Source organism: Mesorhizobium sp. M0293, from assembly GCF_040321735.1.
Taxonomy (GTDB): Bacteria; Pseudomonadota; Alphaproteobacteria; order Rhizobiales; family Rhizobiaceae; genus Mesorhizobium.
Genome location: NZ_JAMYSA010000002.1, coordinates 23767 through 47044 on the forward strand (window position 1 = coordinate 23767; position 23278 = coordinate 47044).

A 23278-nucleotide genomic window follows, 5' to 3' on the forward strand; every position below is an offset into this window, starting at 1 on the left:
GATTGCATCGACAAAATTGCCGGGAGCATGCCGCATGACCGCGAAGTGGGATTTCTGGATCGACCGCGGCGGTACATTCACCGACGTTATCGGCAAAGATCCGGAAGGCGGGCTGCATCCCCGCAAGCTACTTTCCGAAAATCCCGGAGCCTATACCGATGCCGCTATCCAGGGCATTCGCGATCTTCTCGGCCTGTCCTCCGGCGACGCGATCCCGCCCGGCCTGATCGGCGACATCAAGATGGGCACCACGGTCGCCACCAATGCGCTGCTGGAGCGCAAGGGCGACCGCGTGCTTTTGCTCATCACCAAGGGCTTTCGCGATGCGCTGAAGATCGCCTATCAGGCGCGCCCGGACATCTTCGCCAAGGAGATCATCCTTCCCGAACAGCTTTACGAGCGCGTCATCGAGGTCAACGAGCGTGTGCGCGCCGATGGCCGCGTCGAACAATTGCTCGACATCGCCGCCTGCTGGCCGGCGATCGAACAGGCGAAAGCCGATGGCATCGATGCCGTGGCCATCGTCTTCATGCATGCCTGGAAATATCCCGATCATGAGAAGGCGGTGGCAAAAGTCTGCCGCAAACTTGGTTTCGCCCAAGTCTCGGTCAGCCATGAGGTCTCGCCGCTGATCAAGCTGGTCGGCCGCGGCGACACCACGGTGGTCGACGCTTATCTGTCGCCGATCTTGTCGAGATATGTGCAAAGGGTGGCGGGAGAGTTGGGCGCGGCGCCAATCTCCCCCCTTGTGGGGGAGATGTCGGCGAAGCCGACAGAGGGGGGCGCTGTCCCGCCGACGCCTCATTCTGCCACGCCCCCCTCTGCCCTGCCGGGCATCTCCCCCACAAGGGGGGAGATCAGCCAATCTCCTCATCTCATGTTCATGATGTCGTCCGGCGGACTGACCGCCGCCGACATGTTCCAGGGCAAGGACGCGCTGCTCTCCGGTCCGGCCGGCGGCGTCGTCGGCATGGTCGAGACGGCCAGCCTCGCCGGCTTCGACAAGGTCATCGGCTTCGACATGGGCGGCACATCCACCGACGTCGCCCATTATGACGGCGAGTATGAGCGCGCCTTCGACACCGAGGTCGCCGGCGTGCGCATCCGCGCGCCGATGATGCGCATCCACACCGTCGCCGCTGGCGGCGGCTCGATCCTGCATTACGAGGCCGGCCGCTTCCGGGCCGGACCCGACTCGGCTGGCGCCAATCCCGGCCCGGCCGCCTACCGGCGCGGCGGCCCGCTCGCCGTCACCGACGCCAATGTCATGCTGGGCAAGCTGCAGCCCGATTTCTTCCCGGCCATTTTCGGACCCGGCCAGGACCAGCCGCTCGATGTCGGGACGGTGCGGGCAAAATTCGCCGAACTGGCGGCTGAAATCGGCGATGGCCGCACGCCCGAGGCTGTTGCCGAAGGGTTCGTCACCATCGCCGTTGAGAACATGGCCAACGCCATCAAGAAGATCTCCGTCCAGCGTGGCTATGACGTCACCGAATATCTCTTGAACTGCTTCGGTGGCGCCGGCGGCCAGCACGCGTGCCTGGTTGCCGACGCGCTCGGCATGGAGGCCGTGCTGATCCATCCCTTCTCCGGCCTGCTCTCGGCCTATGGCATCGGCCTGTCCTCGGTCTTTGCCTCGCGCCAGCAGGCGCTTCTGAAACCGCTTGCCGAAGAGTCCAGGACGGAGATCGGCAACCTCATTGCCACCTTGAAAAAAGCCGTCATCGCCGAACTCGCAGTACAAGGCATCGCCGAGGATGCGGTTGCCGCGAAGCCGGTGCTGCACATTCGTTATGACGGCACCGACACGACACTGCCGGTGAATTTCGAGGAAGACTCGATTTTCCAGGCCAGGCGCGATTTCGAAATCGCCCACAAAGCACAGTTCGGTTTCGTCTACGACGACAAGCCGATGATCGTCGAGACCGTCGGCGTCGAAGGCACCGACACCGGCGGCACCGGCCGCGACGAAAGTGAATCGCAAATCGAAGACCTTGCCGTAAGCCCTTCGCAAACCCGCGAAATCTTCACCGAGGGCGAGTGGCGTGCTTCAGGCATCTTCCGGCGCGAGGCGCTGAAGCCGGGAAACAGGGTTGCAGGTCCAGCCTTGATCATCGAGCCGAACCAGACGATTGTCGTCGAGCCGGGCTGGCAGGCCGAAATCACCGCCAGGAACCATGTGCTCCTGCGCCGCGTCGAGAAAAAGCGCCGGCAGGCAGCGCTCGGCACCGAGGCCGATCCGGTCATGCTGGAGGTCTTCAACAACCTGTTCATGTCGATTGCCGAACAGATGGGCGTGACACTGCAGAACACCGCCTATTCGGTCAACATCAAGGAAAGGCTGGATTTCTCCTGTGCCGTCTTCGACCGCACCGGCGCACTGGTTGCCAATGCGCCGCACATGCCGGTGCATCTGGGCTCGATGGACCGTTCGGTCGAAACCATCATCCGGTTGAATTCCGGCGACATCCACCCCGGCGACGTCTTTGCCCTGAACGCCCCCTACAATGGCGGCACGCATTTGCCCGACATCACGGTGGTGACGCCGGTGTTCGACGACGCCCAACACGAAATCCTCTTCTGGGCCGCCTCGCGCGGCCATCATGCGGATATTGGCGGCACGGCACCCGGTTCGATGACGCCGCTTGCCACCACCGTCGACGAAGAAGGCGTGCTGTTCGATAATTTCCGCATCGTCGATCGTGGCCGCTTCCGCGAGAAGGAGCTGGAAACGCTGCTCACTGACCACCGCTACCCGGCCCGCAACCCGCACCAGAACATCGCCGACCTCAAGGCGCAGATCGCCGCCAACGAGAAGGGCGTCGCCGAACTGCGCAAGATGGTGGCGCATTTCGGCCTCGATGTCGTCGAGGCTTATATGGGCCATGTCCAGGACAATGCCGCCGAAAGCGTGCGCCGTGTGCTGGAGCGGTTGCCCGACAGTTCGCAGTATGAATATCCGACCGACACCGGCCAGGTCATCAAGGTGAAGATCACGGTCGACCGGCAGAAACGCGAGGCGACCGTCGACTTCACCGGGACGTCACCGGTCATGAACAACAATTTCAACGCGCCCGAACCGGTCGCCCGCGCGGCCGTGCTCTATGCCTTCCGCGTCATGGTCGAGGACATGATCCCGATGAATGCCGGTTGCCTGCGGCCCATCAACATCATCATTCCCGACGGCTGCATGCTGAAACCCGCCTACCCCGCAGCCGTCGTCGCTGGCAATGTCGAGACCTCGCAGCACGTCACCAACGCGCTGTTCGGCGCCATGGGCGCCATGGCCAACGCGCAAGGCACGATGAACAACCTCACCTTCGGCAACAAGCAATATCAATATTACGAGACGATCTGTTCCGGCTCGCCCGCCGGCCAGATGAACTCCGGCCGCGGCTTTGCCGGCACCTCCGGGGTCCACACCCACATGACCAATTCGCGCCTCACCGATCCGGAAGTGCTGGAGTTGCGCTTTCCTGTGCTGCTCGAGGATTTCCACATTCGGGAAGGTTCCGGTGGCAAGGGCAAATGGAGCGCCGGCGACGGCACCAAGCGCACCATCCGCTTCCTCGAAAAGATGGAATGCGCGATCCTGTCCTCGCACCGCAACCGCCCGCCGCGAGGGCTGGATGGCGGCGGCGATGGCGAGGTCGGCTCGACCAAGATCCGCCGCAAGGACGGCACTATCGAGGTGCTGAAAGCCTGCGATCAGACCGTGCTTCAGAGCGGCGACGCCGTCATCCTGACGACGCCGACGCCGGGCGGATTCGGCAAGCTGTAAGGAGGCGTCAACAGGCTGTCACCGGCTTGTCATGACCCTGGGCTACCCGCTTGCGGCAAAGCAAATGGGGAATCATCTTGCCATGACGGACGTCTCCGCAGATCTGGTTTTTCGCCGCGGCAAGGAAGTTGGGAAGGCTGTCTACCAGAACCGTCCGCTGTCGAAGGCCGGCATTTCGGAGCGGTTGTTCGCCTTCCTGTTTTCCGGCCTCGTCTATCCGCAGATCTGGGAAGACCCCGATGTCGACATGGAGGCGATGCAGCTTGGCCAGGGTCACCGCGTCGTCACCATCGCCTCGGGCGGCTGCAACATCCTGGCCTACCTCACCCGCTCGCCGGCACGGGTCGACGCCGTCGACCTCAACGCCGCGCACATCGCGCTGAACCGCATGAAGCTGGAGGCGGTGCGCCACCTGCCTTCGCAGGGCGATCTGTTCCGCTTCTTCGGCGCGGCCGACACCAGCCACAATTCGGAAGCCTACGACCGTTTCATCGCGCCGCATCTCGACCCGGTCAGCCGTCACTACTGGGAGCGCCGCAACTGGCGCGGTATCAGGCGCATCGCCGTCTTCGACCGCAATTTTTACCAGACCGGCCTGCTTGGCCTGTTCATCGCCATGGGCCATCGCACGGCAAAGTTCTTCGGCGTCGACCCAGCCGGTATCATGCAGGCTCGCAGCCTAGGCGAGCAGCGCCGTTTCTTCCATGAGGAGCTGGCGCCGGTCTTCGACAAGAAGCTTTTGAAATGGGCGACGTCGCGCAAGGCCTCGCTGTTTGGCCTTGGCATTCCGCCGGCGCAGTACGATTCGCTGATCACCTCGGGCGACGGCACCATGGCCAGCGTGCTGAAGGCCCGGCTGGAAAAGCTCGCTTGCGATTTTCCGTTGCAGAATAACTACTTCGCCTGGCAGGCCTTCGCCCGGCGCTATCCGAACCCCGGCGAGGCCGCCCTGCCCGCCTATCTGGAAAAGCAGAACTACGAGACCATTCGCGGCAATGTCGACCGCGTCGCCATCCACCATGCCAATTTGATCGAATTCCTCGCCGGCAAGGATGCCGGCGCGGTCGACCGCTTCGTCCTGCTCGACGCACAGGACTGGATGACCGATGACCAGCTCAACGCACTGTGGGCGGAAATCACCCGCACCGCGTCGGCCGGCGCCCGCGTCATCTTCCGCACCGCCGCTGAGCCCAGCCTGTTGCCGGGCCGGGTCTCCAGCTCGCTGCTCGACCAGTGGGCCTATCAGGACGAGGCGTCGCGCGAATTCTCGGCCCGCGACCGCTCGGCCATCTATGGCGGCTTCCACCTCTATGTGAAGCGTGCGGCATGAGCACGAGCGAGCTGCCGACCAGCCATGCCGAGCTGATGGACGGCGTCTACCGCTGGCAGCGCCACATCTATGACCTGACCCGCAAATACTACCTGCTCGGCCGCGACCGTCTGATATCAGGGCTCGACGTCCGGGCCGGCGGCACCGTGCTGGAACTCGGCTGCGGCACCGGCCGCAACGTCATCCTGGCCGCGCGCCGCTATCCCGACGCGCACTTCTTCGGCCTCGACATTTCGGCCGAAATGCTGGAGACAGCCGGCGCCGCGATTGCCCGCGAAAACCTGTCGGGCCGTGTCATGCTGGCAAGGGGCGACGCCACCGACTTCGATGCAAAGGCACTCTTCGGCATAGAACGGTTCGACCGCATCTTCGTGTCCTATTCGCTGTCGATGATCCCCGGCTGGGAAAAAACAGTATCGGCGGCACTTGCCGCGCTGTCACCGAACGGCTCGCTGCACATTGTCGATTTCGGCCAGCAGGAGGGCCTGCCGCGCTGGTTCCGCGCATTGCTGCGCGGCTGGCTGAAAAAATTCCACGTCGCGCCACGTGATTCGCTACGCGAGGTCCTGGAATCGGAATCTCGGCGAACCGGTGCAAGCTTCCGTTTCCGCACGCTTTATCGGGGCTATGCCTGGCGGGCGGTAATCAAGATCGCTTCCTGAATATTGCAATTGGGAAGGCACGGTGCTCCAATTCCTCAATGAGGCGGAGCAGTTGTGAGGAAGATGTTGATGACCGCACGAAAGCCAGCAACGGTTGGCGAAATTCTCACAGAAGAATTCATGCAACCGCTTGGCCTTACGCAGGCAGCTTTGGCCGAGGCGATGGGGGTCCAGCGCAAACATGTCAACGAATTGTGCAACGACCGCCGCAACGTGACGGCGGCGACCGCGCTTATTCTGGCACGAGTGTTCGGCAACAGCCCGGATTTCTGGTTGAACGTCCAGCGCCGCGGCGACCTCTGGCAGGTCATGAACTCGCCCGACGAGCGGGCGCGGATTGATCGCGCCAAGCCTTTGGCGACAGCAGCATAGCAAGAGTTGCGGCGCGCTAATCTAATGCAGCGCCTTCACCAGCGCTCCGACCATCGTCTGCGGCCGGTAGCCGAGCTTGGCCGGCGTCAGGCCCAGCCGCACCACCACCAACTGCTCCGAAGGAATGATGGCGACCGTCTGCCCGTCATGGCCTTCCATCCAATAGGTGTCCTTGGGCAGTCCGGCGGCAACGCCGGCGCCGGGGTTTTCCTCATCGCCCGGGGCCTCGATCCACAGCTGGCCCTTGCCGTAGACTTTCGACGCCGATGCCGGCTCTCGCATCCAGTCGACGAAGCCGGCCGGCAGGATTTGGTTGCCGTTCCACACCCCGCTTTGCAGCAGGAACTGACCGAAGCGCGCCCAGTCATGCGCCGTGGCGTAGAGATAGGACGAGCCGACGAAAGTGCCCTGCTCGTCGGTCTCCAGCACCGCGCTGTGCATGCCGAGCGGCTCGAACAGCGCCGTGCGCGGCCACATCAGCGCCTTGGCCTTGTCGCCGATCGCGTCCTGCCAGAGGCGCGACAGCATCACCGCCGTGCCGCTCGAATAGGAAAACATCTTGCCGACCTCGGCCGCCAGCGGCTTGGCCTCGGCGAAGCCCGCCATGTCGGGTTCGAGATAGAGCATGCGCGTGACGTCGGCGACGTCGCCATAATCCTCGTTGAACTCCAGCCCGCTCGACATCGCCATCATGTCGGCAAGGCTGATGGCAGTGCGGCCGTCCGCCTTCCACGGCCCGAACAGTCCCTTGTCGGTAAAGGCCATCTTGCCGTCCTTGACCAGCGTGCCGACGATGGCTGCGTTCACCGTCTTGGTCATCGACCAGCCGAGCAGCGGCGTCTTGGCGGAAAAGCCGTCGCCATAGCGCTCGGCGACGACGCGGCCATTCTTGACCACCACCACGGCGCGCATGCCGCTGCCGTTCAGCGCCGCATCGTCAAGCAGCTTGGCAATCACCGGATGCTGTGATGCCTCGACCCGCTCGCCTTCCGGCCACAGCGCATCCTGACTGATCGCCGACGGCTCGGCATGGATTGCCGTGTGCCGCGCCTTGCCGACATCGCCGTCGGGAACCGAAGCGCAGCCCAGCCCGTCGCGGGCTACGGCGACGCTCTTGCCGAGGAAGCCGAACAGGCCGGCAGACACCGTTCCCCGGTTCTTGTCCACCGAGACCCGCATCAACCGCAGCAACGGGTGCCCAGGCGCCTGCACGTCGACGGCGAGCACCTCATTGGCGTCACGACCGGCGATGAAGACGTTCGAACAGACGATCTTGGCCGAGTAACCCGAGCCGACGCGGATCAATTCGGGCGGCGCGATATAAAGCCATGCAAAAAGTGCCGCGATCGCCAGCACGAACAGGCCAAGCAGCCATTTGACGATCTTGACGACGATCCGCATTTCTTTACTCCGGGGCCCGCCCGACCTTATGTCATCGATTTGCCGCCATTGCTTCCGCAAATCATGGTGCTTGTCGAGCGCCGTCAACGGTTTATCAACCATGATCGGCGATCACAGAGATGCATGTCGCCCAAAAGTGCGCAGCGGTTTTGGGACAACGACATGCACAAAAAATGGATAGGTTGGGCGATGCTGTGGGGCGATCGCTCGAAGAGGCCAGTCGAGGGGCCACCCGCAACAAAACCCATCAGCGACCGGCTGAATCCGGCTCGGGAATTGCGATGCGCCGTCTTGCGGGCCTCATCATGCTGACGCTGCTTGGCGCCTGCTCGACTATGGACGATCTCTCGCCGCTGTCGCCGTCCGCGTCGAGCAGCCCGACGGTCGCCGTGCATGCGCCGCGCTTTGCCGATTCCAAGCCGCATGAATGGGAAAGCGGCGCGCCGTGGAGCTACGCCGTCCACGGAACCGATGTCTCCAAATACCAGACCTCGGTCGATTGGCCGGCAGCCAGGGCCGGCGGCATCTCCTTCGCCTTCATCAAGGCGACCGAGGGCGGCGACCGTTTCGACGAGTATTTCAACGAGCATTGGGCGCGCACGAAGGCTAACGGGATTCCGCGAGCCGCCTATCATTTCTACTATTTCTGCACGCCGGCTGCCGTGCAGGCGCGCTGGTTCATCCGCAACGTCCCTGTCGATCGCTCTGCGATGCCACCGGTCCTCGACATGGAATGGAACCCGCAATCGCCGACCTGCAGGCTGCGTCCCGACGCGGCCACGGTGCGCGCGGAGATGACCACCTTCCTCGAAATCGTCGAACGGCACTACGGCAAGAAGCCGATCATCTATACCTCGGTCGACTTCTTCGACGATAACGAGTTGTCGAACTTCCGTGGCTACCCCTACTGGCTGCGCTCCGTCGCCGGCCATCCGCGCGAGAAGTATGGCAGCCACCCTTTCACCTTCTGGCAGTACACTGGAACGGGCATCGTTCCGGGTATGACCGGCAAGTCCGACATCAACGTCTTCAACGGCAGCGAAACCGCCTGGAATAAGTGGCTGCGGCAGAACACCCGCTGACACCGGGAAACGGCAGCGAAGCCGCCCGCAACAAGGGACTGCCGCACAACACCCGTTGACACCGGGCCTGCCGCCTGCTTTTCGACACAGCCAGCGGTAAAGTCTGCAACCGCCGGTACTCCAGAGCTCCGCGCCCAGATGGACGCGCAAGGACGCCCCGGAATTCTGAATGTCGAAAGGAAGCTGATGCGACTGCGTTCCAAAGTCCTCGCGGCTGCGCTCACCCTGTGCGCCACGGCCTTGCCGGCGATGGCGCAGGAATGCGGCGGTGACTTCGAAGCCTGGAAGCAGGGCGTGGCGGTGGAAGCCAAGGCGGCTGGCGTTGGCCCCGTCGGTCTCGACGCGCTGGAGGACGCCACAATCGACGAGAAGGTTCTGGCACGTGACCGCGCCCAGGGCGTCTTCACCCAGACCTTCATCGAATTCTCCAACCGCATGATCTCGGCCTATCGGCTGAAGCAAGGTGCGGCGAACCTGACGAAATACGCCGATGTCTTCGCCCACGCCGACCAGCAGTTCGGCGTCCAGGCGCCGATCATCGCCGCCTTCTGGGCGCTGGAGACCGATTTCGGCGCCGTGCAGGGCGATTTCCACACGCTGAGCGCTTTGGTGACGCTTTCCCATGATTGCCGCCGCCCGCAACTGTTCCGGCCACAGCTGGTGCCGCTTCTGGAACTGATCGATCGCGGCGTGGTGCCGGCCGATGTCAGGGGCGCCTGGGCCGGCGAGATCGGCCAAACGCAGGTCCTGCCTTCCGACTATCTGGCGCGCGGCGTCGATGGCGATGGCGATGGCAAGGTCGACCTGCGCGGCAGCGTGCCGGACGTGATCATGACCACCGCCAACAAGGTGCTGTCGCGCGGCTGGAAACGCGACGAGCCCTGGATCCAGGAAGTCCGCGTGCCCGAAGACATGCCGTGGGACCAGACCGGCCGCACCAACAAGCTGCCGCTGTCGCAATGGGCCCAATGGGGCGTCACCAACCCCGACGGCACGCCGCTCATCGACAACGGCCTCAAGGCCGGCCTGGCGCTGCCCATGGGCCGCAAGGGCCCCGCCTTCCTCGCCTATGACAATTTCGACGTCTATCTCGAATGGAACCAGTCCTTCACCTACGCGCTGACCGCGGCAAACCTCGCCGCACGGCTGGGCGGGGCAAAGCAGTTCGACCCGCGCAATCCCGAGACCGGTCTCGACAGCGAGCAGATGAAGGCGCTGCAGACCAAGCTTGAAGCCAGGGGCTACGATGTCGGCACCGTCGACGGCATTTTGGGCACCAACACCCGCGAAGCGATCCGCAAGGAACAGATGCGGCTTGGGTTGCCCGTGGATGGCTGGCCGACGCCGGAGCTGTTGGCAAAGCTTGGCGAATAGCGAATAGCGAATAGCGAATAGCGAATAGCGAATAGCGAATAGAAGGTAATCCTTCCTTGCTGCTGTCTCAGCAAATCTTCCCTATTCGCTACTAGCTATTCCCTATTCGCTAATCCGCCATCGTCTCCAAACTCGCAAACCCCTGCGGTGCGTCGCCCTCGTCGAAGGGCGTCGTCACCTCGACGAAGGTGTCGGGATAAAAGCCGTTGAAGCGGGTCCTCAGCGACAGCGAATAGGCGCCGATATGGCCGATCTCGATCCAGTCACCAGTGTCGACCGTTTCCGGCAGCCAGAACGGCCGCGACAGGATGTCGACGGAATCGCAGGTTGCGCCGCAGACCTTGAACGGCACGATGTTCTTTTCCTCGCCATTGCGCGAGCGGATCGCCGGATCGGGAATGAAACGGGCTGGCAGGGTGATCTTGCCGGTCCATGAATCCGACAGCGACGCCCAGATGCCGTCGTTGATGTAGAGCCGCTTGCCCTTGCGCAGCAGCACCCGCACGATCAGCGACAGGCAGCGCGCCACGATCACCCGGCCGGGCTCCGCCACCAGCGGCATCTGGTCGAACTGATACTCCTTCAGATCGCCCGACAGCCGCGACATGATCTGGCCGAGCGACGGCATTTCGATCTGCTTACGGTTGGGATCATGGCCGTATTCGGCGGGAAAGCCGCCGCCGACGTCGAGCCCGGCAATGTCGAAGGTCAGCCGGTTGCGCACCCAGTCGGCCGAGGCAAGCGCCCGCTCGTACGTGTCGGGATCCTCGATCTGACTGCCGACATGGAAGCACAGGCCAACCTTGTAGCCGGTGCGGTTCAGACGCTCGGCCAGTTCCACCGCATAGGCCGGACCTGCACCGAACTTCTTCGACAGCTCGTAGGCGGCATGCCCCTTGGTCTGCACCCGCACGAACACGCTGATCGAGCCCGGATCGATGTCGAGTGCCCGCACCACCCGTGTCAGCTTTGTGATCTCGTCCTCATGGTCGAGTGAAATGACACGGATGGCGTATTTCTCCAGCGCCAGCTTGATGTCCGACTGCGCCTTGACCGGATGCATGTAGAGCATCTCGGCATCGGGAGAGACCGCGCGCACGGCGGCGAACTCGCCCGGCGAAGCAACGTCGAAAGCAGCAACGCCAGCTTCGACCAGGGTCTGCAGCACGATCTGCTCGCCATTGGTCTTGACCGCATAGGCGGTCTTGCCGGGGAACATGCCCATGAACTGCCTGGCGTCGGCCATCAGCACCTGCGGGCGAAAACAATAGACCGGATCGTCCGGACGAAGCGCCAGTGCCGCCTCGCGGGCATTTTCGAATCGCTGCATCGACGAATCCTTGACCTAGCCTGCGCACAATTAATCCAAGCTAGCGGCTAATGAAAACAATTCTGTGTCTCGCGGCGCTGACGCTACGGCGTTAGGTCTTGGCGTGAAGGTTTGCCATCATCAGGTTTCGGGTGGCCCTTGTGGCGGAACCCGATATGCGTTGTGCCTGACCGGTTGGCATTCAGGCCGTCTGGGGGACGTTTCACATGGCGATAGCAACGACATCAACATTACGCGGGCCGATGGTGCTCAAGGACTGGGGGCAACTCCTGCTGCTCGGTGCGATCTGGGGCGGCTCGTTCTTCTTTGCCCGCATCGCGGTGGCGGAACTTCATCCGCTGGTGCTGGTGCTGTTTCGCGTCGCCATCGCGGCAGTCGCACTGCATATCTATCTCGGCCTGCGTGGCCCTTCCTTCCGCCTCGCGCTACCACATGCCGGCCTGTTCTTCCTGCTGGCATTCACGAACAACGTCGTGCCCTTCTCGCTGATCTTTGCCGGCCAGACGGAGCTTGGCGCCGGTGTCGCCTCGGTGCTCAACGCGACGACGCCGTTCTGGACGCTGATCCTCGCCAACGCGCTGACATCGGACGAGAAGCTCTCCTGGAACAAGCTCGCCGGCATTGCGCTCGGCATCGCCGGCACGGCCGTCATGATCGGCCCCAGCCTGCTTGCCGGGCTCGGCGGCCCGGTCTGGGCCAAATTCGCGCTGATCGGCGCTTCACTGTCCTATGGCATCGCCCTGATGGTCGCCCGCCGCTTCAAGGGCGTGCCGTCGCCGGTCATCGCCACCGGACAATTGACCGCCTCGACCATCATCATGATCCCGATCGTGCTCTTCACCTATGGCCCATCAGGCCTGTTCCTGGCCTCGCCGCCGGTCTGGGCTGCGGTGCTGGCGCTGGCGCTTTTGTCCACCGCCTTCGCCTACATCCTCTATTTCAATCTCGTTGCCTCGGCCGGCGCCACCAACGCTTCGCTGGTCACGCTCATCGTGCCGGCCAGCGCCATGCTGCTCGGTTTCCTGTTCCTTGGCGAGCGGCTCGAACTGTTCGAAATCGGCGGTGTGGTGCTGATCGCGCTCGGCCTCGTCACCATCGACGGGCGACTGTTCGCAAGACGTTAGCCGTGTGTCCAACTGGACGCGCCGTACCGCGAAAGTCGAATTCGACTTTCGCGGTAGCGCTGCCATGACACGACAGAGACACATCACCGCCATAATTTATTCACAGGCCTGAAGCCGGCTTTTGCCTAGGAGTTTCAACGTCTAACGGCAAAAAGCGGGTCGCGAATTCCACAATCACGTCGCAATGCAGCACATTTTCTGCTTGCCTGTGGCATAAATGAACCTAGACTCCTAGGCATAGCTCTTTAAGAGGAGGCTATGTCATGGGACTTACGAGGCCTATCAACGCATTGATGATCTGTGCTGCGTTCGCCTTTATCGGAGCCCTCATTATGGGCTTCCTTCCCTGAACCGCCAAAGCGGGGAAGACCAGCACCCAAATAGGTCCAACCAATTCAAAAGGCCGGGTTTTTCCCGGCCTTTTGTTGTCGGGTCGACCTCATGCAGCGGCTGATCCGGCGACCTCCGCCTCATGCGAGCGGATGCCGATCATGTGGCAGACGGCGAAGACGAGGTCGGCGCGGTTCATGGTGTAGAAGTGGAAGTCGCCGACCCCACGCTCGACCAGGTCCATGACCTGTTCGGCCGCCACCGCCGACGCCACCAGCGCATGCGTCTGCGGGTCCCGGTCAAGGCCCTCGAACCGTTCCGCCAGCCAGCCGGGCACATGCGCGCCCGCCCTCGCGGAAAAGTTCGCGACCTGCTTGAAACTGTGAACCGGCTGGATGCCCGGCACGATGGGTATGTAGATGCCGGCGCGGCGGACGCGCTCGACATAGCGCTCGTAGAGATCATTGTCGAAAAAGAACTGGGTGATGGCGCGCGTCGCGCCATTGTCGACCTTGCGTTTCAGCATCTCGATGTCGGTAGCGAAATCGGGGCTTTGCGGATGCTTTTCCGGATAAGCCGCGACGGAGATGTCGAAATCCGCGATCGTCTTAAGCCCGGCGACCAGCTCCGCGCCATTCTCGTAGCCACCGGGATGCGGGCGATAGGGTTCGCCGACGCCGGAGGCCGGGTCGCCGCGCAGCGCCACGAATCGGTTGATGCCGATCGACTTGTAATCCTGGATGACCGCGTTGACCTCGTCGCGCGTTGCACCGACGCAGGTCAGATGCGCCGCGGCAGGAATATCGGTTTCCGTCAGGATGCGCTTTACAGTGCGCGCGGTGCGCTCGCGTGTCGAGCCGCCGGCGCCGTAGGTTACCGAGACGAATTTCGGCTTCAGCGGCTCCAGCCTTGTGACCGTGTCCCACAGCTTGGCCTCCATCTCGTCGGTCTTCGGCGGGAAGAATTCAAAGGAAACCCTGACCTTCTCGCCAATGTCGGGGCGGCGGGAAAAACGGAACTGGTTCATCAGGCGATTTCCCCTATCGAGTTCATTTTGGCTTGCCGGGCATCGTTGGGAGGATCGGCGATCAGCAGGCGCCGGTCGCGGCCAAGCCAGAGCTTTACAGTGAGCCTGGCCTCGTTGCCGCCGCGCGGCTCGAACTCTTGGGCTTCTTCGAGATCGAGCCCGGCTTCCGCAAACCAGTCGACGATTTGCCGGTCGGAAAAGCCGAGCCGCATATGCGCATGCTCGTCGCGCAGGAATTCCAGCGTGTGCGGCGCGAAGTCGACGATGACCAGGCGCCCGGCCGGACGCAAAAGCCGCGCCGCCTCGTGGATGGCGCGGGCGGGATCGTCGAGATAGTGCAGCACCTGATGGATGGTGACGAGATCGAAGGCATCGCGCTCGACCGGCGGCGCGAAGATGTCGCCCTGCCGCACCTGCGCGTTCGAAACGCCGGCCTTGTCGAGATTGGCGCGCGCCACGGTCAGCATTTCGCGCGACATGTCGATGCCGACACCGCGCCGGTAGAGCGGCGAGAAGATTTCAAGCAGCCGACCGGTGCCGGTGCCGAGATCCAGCATCGACTGGAACGGCCGTTTGCCGACTAGCTTCAACATTGCGGCTTCAACGGCGCGGTCCGGCACATGCAACGAACGTATATGGTCCCAGCTCGCCGCATTCACGGAAAAATACTCGACCGCGCGATCCTGCCGCTTGCGCTTGACCGAGGCCAGCCGCTCGAGATCGCGCTCGACCTGCGGATCGGCACCGCGAATGCCGGAAACCAGCCCCATGACGAAGTCCCGCGCGGAATCCGCGTCCGACAGGCGGAAGAAGGCCCAAGACCCTTCCTGGTAGCGGCCGATCAGCCCGGCCTCCAGCAAGAGCTTCAGGTGCCGTGAAACGCGCGGCTGCGACTGGCCGAGAATTTCGGTAAGATCGGAAACGGTGAGGTCGCCGCGCGACAACAGTGCCAGTATGCGAAGCCGGCTGGATTCGGCCGCCGCCTTCAATGTATCCACCATGGTGTCGAGCGAGACATGCATCAGCGTATTCTCTTTGAAAAGATATAAACATATGTTTATGTCGATTTTCGAAACCTTGCAAGCGCTATGTCGCTTCCGGACAAGAAAATGGCGCTTGCGTGGCCGCTCGGTGCCTGTTCCCCAAAAGTGCGTTGCGATTTTGGGACAACGACATGCACGAACAAAAAGATGCGAGATGAGAGCGAGATGACCGGAACGCGTAAGATGTTCGAGGAGCGCGAAGGCGAGCAGAGGCTGGAGAACGATCCAGCATCGATGCCGCCGGATGGCGGCATCGTCTTCATCGGCCGCATCGCCTCGCCTTGGATAACGCGGGAGACCTGCCCGAAGAACATGCGTGCCGCGCGCGAAACCGGACAGCCTGCGGTGCTGACCATCGACGCGCCCTATCGCGATGGCCTGCAGGGCCTGGAGCGCGCCAGCCACGTCATCATCCTGTCCTGGCTGCATCACGCGCCGCGGGACCTGATTGTGCAGAAACCGCGCCATGCGGCTGAAGCGAAAGGCGTATTTTCGCTGCGCTCCCCGGCCCGCCCTAACCCAATCGGGCTGCATGTGGCCAGGCTGGTGGGGCTCGACCAAAACACCGGCCGCATCGATCTCGACGCCATCGACGTGCTCGACGGTACGCCGGTCATCGACCTGAAACCCTATTTCGCCTCGACCGACGCCATACCAGAAGCGACCATCGAAGGGCGCGACGAGCCCAATCGGAGCCGGCCATGACAGCGCCCACCGGCCGCCGCCGCGCCATCGCCAAGGCACTGACCGCACTTCTGCCGCTGGCGCCCTATGCCGACATGGAGAAGATCCGCACTGATGCCGGCGCGGTCCACATGAAGACCTTACCGCCGGGCATCGCCGTATGGCTGGCGACCATTGCCCATATCCGCCACATGCACACCGATTACGAAAAACTGCTGGCCGAAGGTTACGATCGCGACTCGGCGCGTTTCTTCGTCATCGAGCACACCAATATCGTGCTCACCCGCTGGCGCGCGACACGCCTGCTCGACGCCGATGACGAGGATGAATGAGGCGGTACGGAAGCGCAGAAAACGCCATCAGATGGCCGACAGAGTAGAATTTCCAAACAGTCTCTTATTTCCGCGCGAGCACGGCGACAGCATTATAGGGCTGGCCGTCGGCCTGGCCGACCCAGATCCAGGACAGATTTCCCTTGAAAAACCTGATGGTGATGTTGCCGCCGTCGATGCACTTGTCCTGACCGTAGGTGATGCTCTCGTGGTATTCCGCCGATATGTCGTCCCTGGACGTCTGGGACAGGGAGCCGCCGCAGCCGAGCGACGGATAGTCGATCGACGCACCGCCATCGTCGATCGTCATGGCGATCGACCAGTCGGCACCGGCATCGCCGGCAGGGCTCTGGTGGCCGCTGCCGACCCAGGTGCCGCTCAGCGACGGCACCGCGCAAGGCACGTTCTGGAAGATCGGCGTCAATTCGCTGCCGGTTTTCTCGCAGCGATAGCTCTGGCCGCTCTGGCAGAGTTCCTCGCCTTCTTTCACACATCGCGCGCTGGCTTCGCCCGCGGCGGCGAACATCATCATCGCTGCTATCACGGCCCCAAGCTTGCCCATCTTCCCCTCCCGTTCAGAACCAGAATGGTAGGGCAATTGCAATCCAATGTATCGTTCAGACCATCGTGGAGGCCGAACGGCGCCGAGCGGGTGGCTCTATGCCTTCTGCCCAGCACCGCTAGCCTGCCGATCTCGCCTTGCGCGACAGGAGGCCCCGATGAGCCAGACGACGGCAACACAGGACGAGAAGCAACTGCCCGTGGTTGGCGATCGCCATGTCGACCCGCACTCCTACCCCGAGGGCGTCGCTTTCCTCGACGGCCAATATCTGCCGATGTCGCAAGCCAAGGTCTCGGTGCTGGACTGGGGCTTTCTGCATTCCGACGCCACCTACGACACCGTGCATGTCTGGAACGGTCGCTTCTTCCGCCTCGATTTGCATCTGGACCGCTTCTTCGGCGGGCTGGAAAAGCTGCGCATGACCATCCCCTTCGACCGCGACGGGGTGACCGAAATCCTGCACAATTGCGTGGCGCTGTCCGGCCATCGCGCCGCCTATGTCGAAATGCTGTGCACGCGCGGCGCCTCGCCGACCTTCAGCCGTGATCCGCGCCAGGCGGTCAACCGCTTCATGGCGTTCGCGGTGCCGTTCGGCTCGGTCGCCAATGCGGAGCAGCTGCAGCGCGGCCTGCGTGTCGCCATCAGCGACAAGGTGCGCATTCCGCCGGCCTCGATCGACCCGGCGATCAAGAACTACCATTGGCTCGATCTGGTGCGCGGTCTCTACGACGCCTATGACCGCGGCGCCGAGACCGCGCTGATCCTCGACTTCAACGGCAACGTCGCCGAAGGCCCGGGCTTCAACGTCTTCTGCGTCAAGGATGGGCGCCTATCGACGCCTTCCATCGGCGTGCTGCCCGGTATTACAAGGCGCACCGTCTTCGATCTCTGCGCCGAGGAAGGCCTCGCCGCCACAGCGATCGATCTCAGCGTAGCCGCATTGCGCGAGGCAGACGAGGTTTTCATCACCTCGACCGCAGGTGGCATCATGCCGGTAACGGAGGTCGATGGCGCGGGGATCGCCGACGGCAAGGTCGGCGCGATCACCAGCCGGCTGATGGCACTCTATTGGGAGAAGCACGACGACCCGGCATGGTCGTCTCAGGTGCATTATCCCTGATCAACCGGGCGGCTTCTTCAAAAAGATTTCCCCTCACCTCTGGAAAAGTGCGGGATAGATCGTATATGCCATAAAACGGAGAAGCCTCCGTTTTCACCCGAAATCACGCCCGCAGGGGCAAGGACTCCACATCATGACAAATAAGGTTTGGTTCATCACCGGATCGTCGAAAGGTTTTGGCCGCGTCTGGGCCGAGGCGGCGCTCGCCCGTGGCGACCGCGTCGCGGCGACCGCCCGCGATGCCGGCACGCTCGCCGATCTCGTCGGGACGTACGGCGACAGGATTGCCGCGATAAAGCTCGACGTCACCGACAAGAAAGCCGTCGATGCCGCTGTCGCCGAGGCGCACAAGCGCTTTGGCCGGCTCGACATCGTCATCAACAATGCCGGCTACGGCCATTTTGGGGCCATTGAGGAGGTCAGCGAACAGGAAGCCCGCGACCAGATCGAAGCCAATGTCTTCGGCGCCCTCTGGGTCACCCAGGCCGCGCTGCCGATCATGCGGGCGCAGCGGTCCGGCCACATCATCCAGATCTCGTCGATCGGCGGCGTCAATGCCTTTGCCTCGCTCGGCCTCTACCACGCTTCGAAATGGGCGCTGGAAGCCTTCAGCCAGTCGCTGAGCATCGAGGTCGCGGAATTCGGCATCCTTGTGACGCTGGTCGAACCCGGCGGTTTCTCCACCGACTGGGCCGGCCCGTCGGCAAAGGTCTCCCAACCGATCGAGGCCTATGCGCCCGCCCGCGCCAAGATGGCAGAACGCCGCGCCAATTCGGTCGCCGGCGATCCCGAGGCCACCGGGCCGGCCATGCTGGCCATTGTCGACGCCGCCGAGCCGCCGCTCAGGGTGTTCTTCGGCGACGGCGGCCTGCCGATGATCAAACAGGAATACGCCAACCGCATCGCTACCTGGGAAAAGTGGGATGACGTTTCCATCATGGCGCAAGGCGCCAAAAAGAACCGCAAAGCTAACGCCTAGTGGGCTTTGGCTACGCCGCCCGGCGGCGTAGCCCTGCCCTTTGGGTTGCCGCATAGCTATGCCGAATAAATCCACTGTTCCGGCACACGCACCGAAATCTCTTCGCCGGCCTTGACCGTTCCCGGCTTCTCAACCCAGGCGACGACGCCACGCAGCCGCTTCGCCATCTTCGGGAACAACAACGCGCCGGCTTCGACGTCGGCCATTCCGGCATTTTCGGCGATGGATCGGCCGGCGATGCGGCAAGGGCCGTTCTGCGCGTCGACCTTGATGGTCACGCCGCCCTTGAAGAACAGCAGCGTGCCGGACGGCAGCATGGAGAGGTTCGGCACGCCTTCGATCACCAGATTGGCGCCGATCCACTCCGGCTTGATTTCGGTGAGATCCATCCGTTGGGCGACGATGGCGAGTTCATCCGCCGCCACGATCGATATCTGCCGTTCGTTGCGCATTTCGGTGCCGCGCGGATACCAGGGTTCGCGCCCGCCCGAACGCCGTGTCGGCCCGGCATGGAAATCGCCTGATATACCGTCGAAACCCAGCCGCAGTTCGTCCACTAGGTGGGTCTGGAAATGATCCGATGGCGCCACGTAAAGCGCTGCCGCCTTTGCGACCAGCTTACGCGCGGGGACGATTTCAATCGGCTTTTCAGCTGCGGGGAATAGATCCAGCATGGCTTCATTCCTTGGATGATGCCGCCTGGTTTTGCCCTTCGGCCGGCAAGGCCGCAAGAGCGGTTTGGGCCAAAACGCACAACTCTTCGACCGAAGCCCCGTCCCGCGCCTGGATCGACATGCCGTTCATGACGCCAGCCAGGTATTTGGCGAACCCTTCGACCGACAAGCCCGCCGGGAGGTCGCCCACTGCCTTGCCCCTGGCCAGGCGTTCTGCGATCGCCGCTTCACTCGCCTTGCGATAGGTCTTGAGCTCATCAGCAATGGACTGCGCCTGCGGCGAGGCTGCCAGCGCGCCTCTGACGAACAGGCAGCCACCGGGCTTGCCGGGTCTGGAATACGCCTGCGCCGCGCCGAGCAGCAACCGCCGTATCGCCTCCCGCGTCGATATCGGCGCACTCAGCGCTTCCAGCGCAAACCCAATCTCGGTTTCGTGGTAGCGCGTCAGCGCTTTGCGGAACAAGGTCTCCTTGTCGGTGAACGCGTTGTAGATCTGCGGCGGCGTCAGCCCCATAGCTTCGCGCAGCATGGCCAGCGACGTCGCCTCATAGCCATGCTCCCAGAACAGATGCATCGCCGCATCCAGCGCCCGGTCGGGATCGAAAGCGCGCGGCCGTCCGCCACGGGACTTCTCCACATTATCCATAGTGATCGATACGAAACCTGTTGACTCATCTTCCTCATGTAACGTACCAATCGATACGAAACATGGCAAGCGGGAAGACATGTCAGCCGGAAGGCCCATGGAAAACCAGCAAAGAGGAGAGCCAAATGCCAATCACCGTGACCGCGCCGGAAGGCGTACTGACCCCCGCGGGAGAGCGCGAGATCCTGCCGCGTCTCAGCGCCGCCCTCATCGAAGCCTCGGGTGCCACCGGCAATTCGTTCTTCACCGCGATCGTCGGCGGCACGGTCCATATCCTGCCGCTTCATCGCATCTATGCCGGCGGCGCCAATCGACCTGTCGTCATGGTCGAGTTGAAACTGCCGAACATCGGCCTCGGCTCGGTCGAAGCCCGCAAGGACTTTATCATCGCTGCCGCCGCGATTGTCGCTGATCTCTGCGTGCCGGAGCACCGGCCCGAAAACACCTGGATCAACATCGTCAACGCACCCGACGGCGGCTGGGGTATCGGTAGCAGGCAATATTCCGGCGAGGCGCTTATCGCTGCCGCCACTGCCGTCGCGCACTAATCTGACCGTTGTGATGAACAGGCGCAAATCGATGCGGCTGTCCCCTTCGCTGTTCTTCACCACCAATTGCGAGCCGGCATTGGCCTTCTACGAACAGTGCGGCCTTGGCCGGGGGACGATCCTGCTGCGCTGGGGCGACAACGACATGCCGGTGCGAACCGAAGCCATGCGCGGAAAGATCCTGCATGCACGCTTCGAAGGTCCGGGCGTCTTGTTCCACGCTTCGGACAATGACGATGCGGAGCCGATGAAGGGCTCCGCCCTTTGTCTGGAATTCGTCGACCTGCTTGCGATGCGGGAGCTTTTCGTCCGTATGGCCACCGGTGGCCGGATCACCGTGCCTCTGGCGCGGCAATATTGGGGAACCAGCTTCGGCATGCTGGTCGACCTCTTCGGCGTGCAGTGGATGTTCAGTTGTCGCAACGAATGAGATCCCCTGCAGGTCACGATCTTCTTACCTGAATCGAACCACTCCCACACAGCGCCGCATTGCTGCCGCGCTGTGCCGGCCACATGATGCCTCCGAACCAAGTCCGCGGAGGGTTTCATGCGTCCCGGGACGGCAATCACACTTCTTTGGCTGATCTGAGTGGTATCATGGGCCGCTGCCGCCTTCTGGGCCGACAAAGCCGAGAAGCGCGCCGGCTTCCGGGCCGAGGCGCCCTACCGCGCGGTCCTGATGATCGGTACGATCCTGCTCTTCATTCCGGCGCACAACTATGTCGGCGGGCTTCGCCTGTGGTTCCCCAACGTTGCCGAGGCCTGGATTTGCGTCGCACTGATCGCCATCGGCTTCGCCTTCTGCTGGTGGGCGCGCCTGCATCTCGGCCGCTTGTGGTCGGGCACTGTCACCGCCAAGGCCGGGCACCGTGTCGTCGACACCGGCCCGTACGGCCTTGTCCGCCATCCGATCTACACAGGACTGCTTTTGGCAATCCTTGCCACCATGGCGGCGAAAGGCACTGTCTGGGGTGTTGCCGGCGCCATGCTGCTGACCATCGGCATGGTCATGAAGGCAAAACTCGAAGAACGCTTCCTGCGCGAGGAACTGGGCAGCGCCTATGACGACTACATCAGGCGGGTACCGATGCTGGTGCCGTTCGCACCGGTCTGACACGAATAGCTCTCTACAGCATCCTGAGAAGCGCGCCGCCTATCGAATAGCCCGCGCCAAAGGCGCAGATCAGGCCGAAATCGCCGGGTTTCATGTCGGCGTGGTTCTCCGAAAGTGCAACGATGGCGCCGGCGCCCGCCGTGTTGCCCAGCCGTTCCAGCACCATCGGCGCGCGGTCATGATCGACCTCGTGCCCGAATGACAGTTTCAGGATCATCGCATTCATGCGCGCATTGGCCTGATGCAGCCAGAAGCGCCGGATCGCCTGCGGCGTCAGCCCGTGCTCGGCGAGGAATTCGACAATGAATTTCTGCCCGGCGACGGTGACTTCCTTGAACACCTTGTTGCCGACCTGCTTGATCAGATTGCCTTCCAGATTGATCATGTAGGGATCATCCTGGGCGGTGCGGGTGTGGTAGCCCAGATTGGTGCGGATGTTGTTCGACATCTGCGTCCAGATACGCGTGTCGAGCACCTCGAAACGTCCCGGCCGCTTGTCGCCCTGCGCCAGCCCCTCGACCACCATCGACACCGAAGCGTCGCCGAAGATGAAATGCGTCTGCCGGTCGCGGAAATTGAGATGACCGGTAATGATCTCCGGCGTCGTCACCAGAATGCGCTTGTGCGCGCCCGACCGAACCAGGTTGACGGCAATGTGCAGGGCGGCGGCGGCCGAGGAGCAGCCAAGCCCCATATCGAAGCCGGCGCCCTTGGTTCCCAGCGCCTCCTGCATTTCGATGGCGATGGCCGGATAGGGCCGCTGGTGATGCGAGGCCGAACAGATCACCAAGTCGATATCGGATGGCTTCAACCCGGCATGGTCGAGAGCTTTTTTGGCCGAGGCGATGCCGAACTCGGCTTCGAGCGACAGCGTATCATCGGGCCGTGCCGGAATGCGCGGCGCCATGCGGGTCGGATCGAGAATGCCTTCGCGCTCGATCACATGACGGGTGCGCACGCCTGAGGCGTGGACGATGAAGTCGCTGTCCGATTTCGACAGCGGCGGCTCGTCGGTGCCCAGGCGGCGCGCATTCTCCGTGTCGACCCAGGCATTGAAGCTGGCAACCAGCTCTTCATTGGTGATCTTGGCTTCAGGGATTTCTACGCCGATGCCGCTGATGATGACGCGATGCATATATCCAGTCCGTCCCATCCGCAGGCGTTGCGGGCTTCATGTGGGCGCCGGAATGCTCCGGCGCAACAGTTTTCTCACCGAGGCGGTTTACGCCGACTTAAACCAAAGGTTTAGGCCGACTTAAACCAAAGGTTTAGGCCGACTTAAACCTGGTTTCACCAAGCGCAGAGCTTGGTGTTGGTCTGCGGGTTGTTCCAGCAGGCGCCGTCGTCGCGGCTGCGCACGAACTGCCCCGGCAGCGGCACATTGCGGCGGCCGAGATTGACATAGCCATAGGCAAAGCCTGGCCCGTCGATCTCCAGGACATAGGTCGGATAGCCCGGCGCCGAGATGCGGAAACTGCCGGTATCATCGATCGCGCGATAGCTGCACGGAAAATAGCCGTCGTCGCTGGTGAAACAGCGCGCTCGCTTGGCCTCCGCCGAGATCGAGAACGCCAGAAGTGCCGCCGCGCACACGCCGCCGCCGAAAAGCATCTTGTTCAGTGTCATCATTCACCCCCTGCCACCGAGCCACCCCTGCCACACGGGCCCATCCCTGCCACACGGCATTGTGATCCCAAGGTGATGAAATGCGCATGGCGACGAAACCCGGTCAAGCGGCGGCAGTGAGCGTCGTGCAACGTGGA

The 23278-nt window shown here is 62.9% G+C and carries 23 protein-coding genes; 14 read left to right on the top strand and 9 right to left on the bottom strand.

Annotated elements, in window-relative coordinates:
- Nucleotides 1-34: 34 nt before the first annotated feature.
- The 4 genes from NKJ06_RS01180 to NKJ06_RS01195 all read left to right on the top strand — a co-directional run bounded on the left by NKJ06_RS01180 (nucleotide 35) and on the right by NKJ06_RS01195 (nucleotide 6145).
- On the top strand, nucleotides 35-3781 hold the full coding sequence (locus NKJ06_RS01180) for a hydantoinase B/oxoprolinase family protein (protein WP_352631647.1): 3747 nt from the start codon (nucleotides 35-37) through the stop codon (nucleotides 3779-3781).
- A gap of 31 nt (nucleotides 3782-3812) precedes the next feature.
- On the top strand, nucleotides 3813-5111 hold the full coding sequence (locus tag NKJ06_RS01185) for a BtaA family protein (RefSeq protein ID WP_352631645.1): 1299 nt from the start codon (nucleotides 3813-3815) through the stop codon (nucleotides 5109-5111).
- Nucleotides 5108-5773, top strand: a complete 666-nt coding sequence (locus NKJ06_RS01190) for a class I SAM-dependent methyltransferase (RefSeq protein WP_352631644.1) — start codon at nucleotides 5108-5110, stop codon at nucleotides 5771-5773. The genes NKJ06_RS01185 and NKJ06_RS01190 overlap by 4 nt, the downstream gene beginning before the upstream one ends.
- A gap of 63 nt (nucleotides 5774-5836) precedes the next feature.
- Nucleotides 5837-6145, top strand: coding sequence for a HigA family addiction module antitoxin (locus NKJ06_RS01195; protein WP_352631691.1), 309 nt, complete (start codon nucleotides 5837-5839; stop codon nucleotides 6143-6145).
- Between the two features lie 21 nt (nucleotides 6146-6166).
- Here NKJ06_RS01195 and NKJ06_RS01200 read toward each other — a convergent pair whose 3' ends face one another.
- Nucleotides 6167-7546 (bottom strand): serine hydrolase domain-containing protein, encoded by a 1380-nt coding sequence (locus NKJ06_RS01200; protein WP_352631642.1) that lies wholly within the window; start codon nucleotides 7544-7546, stop codon nucleotides 6167-6169.
- Between the two features lie 281 nt (nucleotides 7547-7827).
- Here NKJ06_RS01200 and NKJ06_RS01205 point away from each other — a divergent pair, with 281 nt between their 5' ends.
- Both NKJ06_RS01205 and NKJ06_RS01210 read left to right on the top strand, forming a co-directional pair.
- The gene (locus tag NKJ06_RS01205) at nucleotides 7828-8628 is read left to right on the top strand and encodes a glycoside hydrolase family 25 protein (RefSeq protein WP_352631640.1); all 801 of its coding nucleotides are present in this window, start codon (nucleotides 7828-7830) and stop codon (nucleotides 8626-8628) included.
- Between the two features lie 186 nt (nucleotides 8629-8814).
- Nucleotides 8815-10002, top strand: coding sequence for a lytic murein transglycosylase (locus tag NKJ06_RS01210; protein WP_352631639.1), 1188 nt, complete (start codon nucleotides 8815-8817; stop codon nucleotides 10000-10002).
- A gap of 109 nt (nucleotides 10003-10111) precedes the next feature.
- Here the strand turns inward: NKJ06_RS01210 and NKJ06_RS01215 are convergent, their stop codons facing one another.
- Nucleotides 10112-11332, bottom strand: coding sequence for an alanine racemase (locus NKJ06_RS01215; RefSeq protein ID WP_352631637.1), 1221 nt, complete (start codon nucleotides 11330-11332; stop codon nucleotides 10112-10114).
- A gap of 206 nt (nucleotides 11333-11538) precedes the next feature.
- On the opposite strand from NKJ06_RS01215, the gene NKJ06_RS01220 reads away from it, so the two are divergent.
- Nucleotides 11539-12456 (top strand): DMT family transporter, encoded by a 918-nt coding sequence (locus tag NKJ06_RS01220; protein ID WP_352631635.1) that lies wholly within the window; start codon nucleotides 11539-11541, stop codon nucleotides 12454-12456.
- A 439-nt stretch (nucleotides 12457-12895) separates the two neighbouring features.
- On the opposite strand, the gene metF is transcribed toward NKJ06_RS01220, so the two are convergent.
- On the bottom strand, nucleotides 12896-13813 hold the full coding sequence (gene metF, locus NKJ06_RS01225; protein ID WP_352631633.1) for a methylenetetrahydrofolate reductase [NAD(P)H]: 918 nt from the start codon (nucleotides 13811-13813) through the stop codon (nucleotides 12896-12898).
- Complete coding sequence (locus tag NKJ06_RS01230) at nucleotides 13813-14835, bottom strand: ArsR/SmtB family transcription factor (RefSeq protein WP_352631631.1); 1023 nt, start codon at nucleotides 14833-14835, stop codon at nucleotides 13813-13815. The genes metF and NKJ06_RS01230 overlap by 1 nt, the downstream gene beginning before the upstream one ends.
- Before the next feature lie 186 nt (nucleotides 14836-15021).
- On the opposite strand from NKJ06_RS01230, the gene tsaA reads away from it, so the two are divergent.
- Both tsaA and NKJ06_RS01240 read left to right on the top strand, forming a co-directional pair.
- Nucleotides 15022-15561, top strand: a complete 540-nt coding sequence (tsaA, locus tag NKJ06_RS01235; RefSeq protein WP_352631629.1) for a tRNA (N6-threonylcarbamoyladenosine(37)-N6)-methyltransferase TrmO — start codon at nucleotides 15022-15024, stop codon at nucleotides 15559-15561.
- Nucleotides 15558-15872, top strand: coding sequence for a DUF2293 domain-containing protein (locus NKJ06_RS01240; RefSeq protein WP_352631627.1), 315 nt, complete (start codon nucleotides 15558-15560; stop codon nucleotides 15870-15872). The genes tsaA and NKJ06_RS01240 overlap by 4 nt, the downstream gene beginning before the upstream one ends.
- Nucleotides 15873-15936: 64 nt before the next feature.
- Here NKJ06_RS01240 and NKJ06_RS01245 read toward each other — a convergent pair whose 3' ends face one another.
- Nucleotides 15937-16434 (bottom strand): hypothetical protein, encoded by a 498-nt coding sequence (locus tag NKJ06_RS01245; protein WP_352631626.1) that lies wholly within the window; start codon nucleotides 16432-16434, stop codon nucleotides 15937-15939.
- A 157-nt stretch (nucleotides 16435-16591) separates the two neighbouring features.
- Here NKJ06_RS01245 and NKJ06_RS01250 point away from each other — a divergent pair, with 157 nt between their 5' ends.
- Complete coding sequence (locus NKJ06_RS01250) at nucleotides 16592-17554, top strand: D-amino acid aminotransferase (protein ID WP_352631624.1); 963 nt, start codon at nucleotides 16592-16594, stop codon at nucleotides 17552-17554.
- 133 nt (nucleotides 17555-17687) lie between these two features.
- Nucleotides 17688-18533, top strand: a complete 846-nt coding sequence (locus NKJ06_RS01255) for an SDR family oxidoreductase (RefSeq protein ID WP_352631623.1) — start codon at nucleotides 17688-17690, stop codon at nucleotides 18531-18533.
- 56 nt (nucleotides 18534-18589) lie between these two features.
- Here NKJ06_RS01255 and NKJ06_RS01260 read toward each other — a convergent pair whose 3' ends face one another.
- Nucleotides 18590-19207 carry an MOSC domain-containing protein gene (locus NKJ06_RS01260; protein ID WP_352631621.1) on the bottom strand — a complete coding sequence of 206 codons (618 nt, stop codon included), beginning with the start codon at nucleotides 19205-19207 and terminating at the stop codon, nucleotides 18590-18592.
- A gap of 4 nt (nucleotides 19208-19211) precedes the next feature.
- A complete protein-coding gene (locus NKJ06_RS01265) occupies nucleotides 19212-19934 on the bottom strand; it encodes a TetR/AcrR family transcriptional regulator (RefSeq protein ID WP_352808652.1) in 723 nt (240 codons plus the stop codon).
- A gap of 44 nt (nucleotides 19935-19978) precedes the next feature.
- On the opposite strand from NKJ06_RS01265, the gene NKJ06_RS01270 reads away from it, so the two are divergent.
- The 3 genes from NKJ06_RS01270 (at nucleotide 19979) to NKJ06_RS01280 (ending at nucleotide 21515) form a co-directional block, all read left to right on the top strand.
- Nucleotides 19979-20401, top strand: coding sequence for a hypothetical protein (locus NKJ06_RS01270; RefSeq protein WP_352631617.1), 423 nt, complete (start codon nucleotides 19979-19981; stop codon nucleotides 20399-20401).
- Nucleotides 20402-20432: 31 nt separating this feature from the next.
- A complete protein-coding gene (locus tag NKJ06_RS01275; RefSeq protein WP_352631689.1) occupies nucleotides 20433-20831 on the top strand; it encodes a VOC family protein in 399 nt (132 codons plus the stop codon).
- Between the two features lie 159 nt (nucleotides 20832-20990).
- Nucleotides 20991-21515, top strand: a complete 525-nt coding sequence (locus tag NKJ06_RS01280; RefSeq protein WP_352631615.1) for a methyltransferase family protein — start codon at nucleotides 20991-20993, stop codon at nucleotides 21513-21515.
- A gap of 13 nt (nucleotides 21516-21528) precedes the next feature.
- Here the strand turns inward: NKJ06_RS01280 and NKJ06_RS01285 are convergent, their stop codons facing one another.
- Together NKJ06_RS01285 and NKJ06_RS01290 are read right to left on the bottom strand one after the other, a co-directional pair.
- On the bottom strand, nucleotides 21529-22650 hold the full coding sequence (locus tag NKJ06_RS01285; RefSeq protein ID WP_352631613.1) for a beta-ketoacyl-ACP synthase III: 1122 nt from the start codon (nucleotides 22648-22650) through the stop codon (nucleotides 21529-21531).
- 155 nt (nucleotides 22651-22805) lie between these two features.
- Nucleotides 22806-23144, bottom strand: coding sequence for a hypothetical protein (locus NKJ06_RS01290; protein ID WP_352631611.1), 339 nt, complete (start codon nucleotides 23142-23144; stop codon nucleotides 22806-22808).
- Between the last annotated feature and the right edge of the window lie 134 nt (nucleotides 23145-23278).